At 67.9% G+C, this 5475-nt stretch carries 4 protein-coding genes and 1 pseudogene; 1 reads left to right on the top strand and 4 read right to left on the bottom strand.

The features are described 5' to 3' along the window. The coding region (locus tag DD1DGNOD_RS29450) for a homocysteine S-methyltransferase family protein (protein WP_430827807.1) at positions 1-1719 on the bottom strand (1719 nt) is incomplete at its 3' end. 311 nt (positions 1720-2030) lie between these two features. On the opposite strand from DD1DGNOD_RS29450, the gene DD1DGNOD_RS14350 reads away from it, so the two are divergent. Next, a complete protein-coding gene (locus DD1DGNOD_RS14350; RefSeq protein WP_131766878.1) occupies positions 2031-2870 on the top strand; it encodes a PAC2 family protein in 840 nt (279 codons plus the stop codon). Positions 2871-2941: 71 nt separating this feature from the next. On the opposite strand, the gene DD1DGNOD_RS14345 is transcribed toward DD1DGNOD_RS14350, so the two are convergent. From DD1DGNOD_RS14345 to DD1DGNOD_RS14335, 3 genes and pseudogenes are all read right to left on the bottom strand, one after another. After that, positions 2942-3760 (bottom strand): hypothetical protein, encoded by an 819-nt coding sequence (locus tag DD1DGNOD_RS14345; protein WP_131766877.1) that lies wholly within the window; start codon positions 3758-3760, stop codon positions 2942-2944. 30 nt (positions 3761-3790) lie between these two features. Beyond that, on the bottom strand, positions 3791-5032 hold the full coding sequence (gene mshC / locus DD1DGNOD_RS14340; protein WP_131770364.1) for a cysteine--1-D-myo-inosityl 2-amino-2-deoxy-alpha-D-glucopyranoside ligase: 1242 nt from the start codon (positions 5030-5032) through the stop codon (positions 3791-3793). Positions 5033-5231: 199 nt separating this feature from the next. Continuing rightward, positions 5232-5475, bottom strand: a pseudogene (locus DD1DGNOD_RS14335) (SCO1664 family protein); the annotation flags it as partial.

Below are 5475 nucleotides of genomic sequence, written 5' to 3'. Positions count from 1 at the left end.
CTGCACGCACTCGGCCAGGAACACCGAGTTGAGCACCACCCGGGCCGCGGGCTTGAGGCCAAAGGAGATGTTGGACAGCCCGAGGATGGTCTGGACGTCGGGATGCCGGCGTTTGATCTCGCGGATGGCTCCGATGGTGGCGACGCCGTCACCGCGGGACTCCTCCTGGCCGGTGCCGAGGGTGAAGGTCAGCGTGTCGATGAAGATGTCGGACTCCCGCATACCCCACTGGCCGGTGAGGTAGTCGATCATCCGCTCGGCGATCCGCACCTTCCACTCGACCGTGCGGGCCTGCCCCTCCTCGTCGATGCACATCACCACGACGGCGGCGCCGTGCTCGGCGATGATCGGCATCACGTGGGCGATCCGGGAGTCCGGCCCGTCGCCGTCCTCGAAGTTGACCGAGTTCACCACCGAACGCCCGCCGAGGCACTCCAGACCCGCCTCGATCACCGGCGGCTCGGTGGAGTCGAGCATGACCGGCAGTGTGGACGCGGTCGCGTAGCGGCTGGCGACCTCGCGCATGTCGACCCGACCGTCCCGACCGACGTAGTCCACACACACGTCGATCATGTGCGCACCCTCGCGGGTGGCGGTACGGGCGATCTCGACGACGTCGTCCCACCGGCTGTCGATCAGCGCGTCGCGGAACGCCCTGGATCCGTTGGTGTTGGTACGCTCCCCGATCATCAGGATCGAGGTGTCCTGCCGGAACGGCACGGACTGGTAGAGCGAGGCCGCGGCGGCCTGCTCAGCTGCCGCAGACTGCTCGGCCGCCGACGACGCGGCCACGGAAGTGACTGCGGATGTGGCCGGGGAGCCCGCATGGGAGGCCGCGCGCCGCGAGGCGAGGCCACGGCCGGCGACCCGCTCCACGACCTGGCGCAGATGCTCAGGTGTGGTTCCGCAGCAGCCGCCGACCAGCACCGCACCGTAGTCGCGGGTGAAGGCGTCCTGGGCGTCGGCGAGTTCTGCCGGGGTCAGCGGATAGGTGGCGCCGTCCCTGCCCAGCACGGGCAGGCCGGCGTTCGGCATGACCGACAGCCCGACCCGGGCATGCTGGGACAGATAGCGCAGGTGCTCGTTCATCTCGGCCGGGCCGGTGGCGCAGTTCAGGCCGATCAGGTCGATACCGAGTGGCTCCAGCGCCGTGAGCGCGGCGCCTATCTCCGAGCCGAGCAGCATCGTGCCGGTCAGCTCCACGGTGACCTGCGCGATCAGGGCCACCTTCCGGCCGGTCGCGGCCATCGCGCGCCGCGCTCCGATGATCGCGGCCTTGGCCTGCAGGAGATCCTGGGCGGTCTCGACCAGGATGGCGTCGACGCCACCGGCAAGCAGGCCGGCGACCTCCTGCTGGTAGGCGTCCCGCAGCGGCTGGTAGGTGATGTGGCCGAGGCTGGGCAGCTTCGTACCGGGGCCCACCGAACCGATGACAAAACGGGGCTGGCCGGGCCCGCTCCAGAAGTCGGCAGCCTCACGGGCTATCCGGGCGCCCGCCTCGGCCAGTTCCCCGATACGGTCAGCGATGCCGTACTCTCCGAGATTGGCGAGGTTAGCCCCGAACGTGTTCGTCTCGACTGCGTCACACCCGACAGCGAAGTAGGCGTCGTGTACTGCCCGCACCACGTCTGGACGCGTCACGTTCAGGATCTCGTTGCAGCCTTCATGGCCCTCGAAGTCGTCAAGAGTCAGGTCGGCAGCCTGCAGCATCGTTCCCATGGCGCCGTCGGCTACCACAACGCGCTCGGCCAGGACGGAAAGCAGATCTCCTCGCACGTCGGAAGCGTACCGGTAGCATCACCGCCGCCCGCAGTAGCAGCTTGTGGTCACCGCCGGGTTTGCCCTGTTTACAGCCCTTCCGACCGGCAATATTTTCGTCGGCTGGACGGCAGAGCGGGGCGGGCCGGGTCAGTCTCGCGGTATTTCTCCGACAGTGGGTCACAAGGATCCACCGGCACGCACGAACGTAGGACGTACCGTTGCACTGTCATAGGGGCAGTGAACCGCCAGGGGGCGGCAGGAGGTGGCAGGTGATCGAGTTCTCCGATGTCGGTCAGCTACGGTCGCCGATCGTAGTGGCTGCCTTCGAAGGCTGGAACGATGCCGCGGACGCGTCGTCCGCGGCTGTCGAGCATCTGGAGTCGATGTTCGAGGCAAAGGTCATCGGTGCCATCGATCCGGACGACTACTACGACTTCCAGGTGAACCGGCCGACGGTGAGTGGAACCGACAGCGCTCGTAAGATCGCCTGGCCGACGACCCGGCTGTCGGTGGCGCATCCGGCGAACGGCGAGAACGACCTGGTTCTCATCCGCGGTCTCGAGCCGAACATGCGCTGGCGTGGCTTCACCGACGAACTGATCGAAGCCGTGCACGCCCTCGGCAGTGACACGGTGGTCAGCCTCGGCGCCCTGCTCGCGGACTCGCCGCACACCCGGCCAGTGCCGATCAGCGGCACTGCCGGGGATGCCGCCAGTGCCGCCCGCTTCCGCCTGGACCCGTCGAAGTACGAGGGTCCGACCGGCATCGTCGGGGTGTTCGCGGACGCGTGCTCCCGCGCCGGGCTCGCGTCGGTGTCCTTCTGGGCGGCCGTCCCCCACTATGTGGCCAACCCGCCCTGTCCGAAGGCGACGCTGGCGTTGCTGCGGCGGGTCGAGGATCTGCTGGACATCGAGATTCCCCTTGGTGACCTGGCCGAGCGGGCCCGGGCCTGGGAACGCCAGGTGGACGAACTCGCCGCCGGTGACACGGAGGTCGCCGAGTACGTCCGTGCGCTGGAGTCGAGGGAACCGGAAACCGAGCTGCCGGAAGCCAGCGGGGACGCGATCGCCCGCGAATTCGAACGCTACCTGCGCCGCCGCGGGCAGTGATCACATGATCCCCGTGTGGCGTCCTGGGCGCGACACGGGGACCTCCACATCGCACCGCTCCTCGACAGCTGCTATTCCTCGACGACCTCGGCGTCGATGATGTCCTCGTCGTCACGATAACGTGGCGGGCTCCCGGCCATCTTCGCCGGCCGGGAGAAGAAGCTGGCGTCGGCGACGCCCTGGTCGGCTTCTGCCGCCGTCTGCACAGGTGTGGATGCCTGCGGGCGGTATGCCGCGGTCCGCTCGTGCTCCTCGGCATCCCCGGTGCCGGTCGCGGTGCCGGCTCGGGCCAGTTCCGTGACGGCCCGGTCGATCTCCTCGGTGTTCATCAGGCTCCGCAGCCGCAGCAACGCACCGAGCACCTCGCCCTGCTGGTGACGCAACGTCTCCAAGCTGCCGGACAGCTGCGCGATCTGCGTCTCGATGTCGGCGTGGCGCTGCGCCGCATCCAGTCGGGACTGCTCGATCGCGTCGAAGAGCAGCTTGTCGGCCTGCTCGCGCGCCTTGCGCACGATGGGATGGTTGGCGGCGGAGTCTTCGATCACCTCCTCCAGGGCCCGCTCGGCAATGCTGCGGGCACCCGCGACGATCTCGTCGGCCTCCTGCTGCGCAATCGCCAACATGATGCCGATCCGTCCACCTGCCTGCGCGGATGACCTGGTGGGCAGGTGCGACTCGGCGTCCTGGCGGTGGCGTTCGCTTTCCAACGCCGCCTCGGCGGCGGCCGCTCGCACCGTGACCTGGCTTGCGTACCGCCACAGCGCGTCCAGATACTCCTCGACCTGCTGGGGGTCGTAACCACGCGCCACCTCGTCGAACGTCGGCCGTTCACTGAACGTCGGTCGTTCGCTGTAGGTTCCAGCGTCTGCCCGCTGGTAGTGGGCGCCCATCAAACTGAACATCCTCCAGGCACAACAGGATCAGGGCACGACGGGATCAAGGTCTATCCCAAGTAGCGAGTCGATGATGGCACGCGCCAATCCGGGGGCATCGGGGTCCTGACCGCCCACGGTCACAGCCGTGGTCGCCCAGCGGTCGACCGCGGCGACAGCGCCCGGGGCGTCGAGATTGTCCGCAAGGTGCCGGCGGACATCGTCGAGCAGCGGCCGGGCGTCCGGACCCCGCTCACGGGCGGTTGCCGCCTGCCAACGGGCCAGCCGTTCACCGGCGGTGTCAATCACAGCTGGTGTCCATTCCCAGCCCACAGTGTAATGATGGTCGAGCAGGGCGAGCCGGATTGCCGCCGGTTGGATGCCGCCGCGCAACAGACGGGAGACGAACTCCAGGTTCCCCCTCGACTTCGACATCTTGTGGCCGTCGAGGGAAACCATGGCGGTATGCACATAGGCACGGGCGAACGGCCACACGCCGCTGGCGACCTCTGCGTGGGCAACGCCACACTCGTGGTGGGGAAACACGAGGTCGGTGCCGCCGCCCTGAATGTCGATGCTGTCGCCCAAATGAGCCAGGGCGATAGCAGCGCATTCGATGTGCCAGCCTGGCCGACCCGGTCCGAACGGAGAAGGCCATGCCGGTTCCCCGGCACGTTCCGCGCGCCACAGCAGAGGGTCGAGCGGGTCCTTCTTGCCGAGGCGCTGCGGATCACCGCCGCCACCCGCGGCCCGGGTGACCATTTCGGCATGGCTGAGATGGGAGACCTCACCGAACCGGGGAGCCGCGCCGATTGGGAAATAGATGTCCTGCTCGACCTGATAGGCGGCGCCGCGGGCGCGCAGCTGCTCGATCATCTCGATGACGAGCGGAATCGACTCGACCGCTCCGGCGTACACCGCTGGAGGCAGGATGCGTAACGCGGCCATGTCAGCGCGGAACAGGTCGGTCTGGCTGCGGGCAATCTCCCGCCAGTCCAGGCCGTCCCGCCGGGCACGCTCGAACAACGGGTCGTCGACGTCGGTGACGTTCTGGACGTAGACGACGTCGTGCCCGGCATCCAGCAGGACCCGGTGCGCCAAGTCGTAGGTGAGATAGGTGAACGCATGCCCAAGATGCGTGGCATCATACGGGGTGATCCCGCAGACGTACATTCGGACTGTCTGCCCCGCGGCGAGCGGGCGCACCGAACGGGTGGCCGTGTCGGAAACCCGAAGGGGTAATCCCCGGCCAGGCAGCCGGGAGCGGGTGGGAGCCGGCCAGGATTGCATGCAGTCAGCGTAGCTGTGTCCGCGGACGGAACATGCCTTTCCCCCGATAGTCGCTTCGCGACGATCGGGGGACCCCTGGCTCGAGGGCTGGCCACCGTTCGTGGCTTGCCGATCATCTGGCGATGATCGGCAAGAAAAAGGATTGGAACGCGGAGTCGCTTCGCGACGATCTGCTGGACTCCTGCGCCTGCCCTGTTGTTCAGAAGGGTGGCCAGGGGATTGCGGGCCAGTCACCGGAAGGTGTCGGAAAGCGGCATTCGGTCAACAGTCGGACTACCCGGGCCCGCAAACCGTTGATCTCCGCGTCGGTGAGAAGGCCGGCGAGCGTCCCCGCGAGAGAGCCATCGAGTGCCTCCCGCAGGCACGTCAGCAGTTCCACCTCGTCGGCGTGCAGACGCTGCCCCCGCCACGTCCACAGCACTGTCCGCAGTTTGTTCTCGACG

This window comes from Candidatus Protofrankia californiensis, from assembly GCF_900634765.1.
In the GTDB taxonomy this organism is placed as follows: domain Bacteria; phylum Actinomycetota; class Actinomycetes; order Frankiales; family Frankiaceae; genus Protofrankia; species Protofrankia californiensis.
This window is presented reverse-complemented; position numbering and strand designations above follow the sequence as displayed.